Annotated in this window: 1 protein-coding gene; it reads left to right on the plus strand. The window is 62.0% G+C overall.

What is annotated here, in order from left to right:
- Positions 1-14 precede the first annotated feature (14 nt).
- Positions 15-337 (plus strand): efflux RND transporter permease subunit (locus AX690_RS20240; RefSeq protein ID WP_197426930.1); only part of this gene is annotated, 323 nt, incomplete at its 3' end.

Raw genomic sequence — 337 nt, forward strand, 5'->3', positions numbered from 1 at the left:
GGAGACACGCCGAAATGATCGGTCGCTTACTCTCGATGTCGGTGAAGGGGCGTTGGTACGTCCTGCTTCTCACCGTCATCATCGCACTCCTCGGCACGTGGCAGCTGACCAAGCTGCCCATCGACGCCGTTCCCGACATCACCAACAAACAGGTGCAGATCAACACCGTGGCCGGCGCGCTTTCGCCGGTCGAAATCGAAAAGCGGGTGACCTTCCCAGTGGAAACGGCCCTGGCCGGCATCCCGGGCCTGGAGACCACCCGCTCGATCTCGCGCAATGGCTTCTCGCAGGTCACCGCGATCTTCTCGGAGAAGACCAACCTCTACTTCGCCCGCCA

The sequence above is a fragment of the Caulobacter sp. CCH9-E1 genome, assembly GCF_001556515.1.
Taxonomy (GTDB): Bacteria; Pseudomonadota; Alphaproteobacteria; order Caulobacterales; family Caulobacteraceae; genus Caulobacter.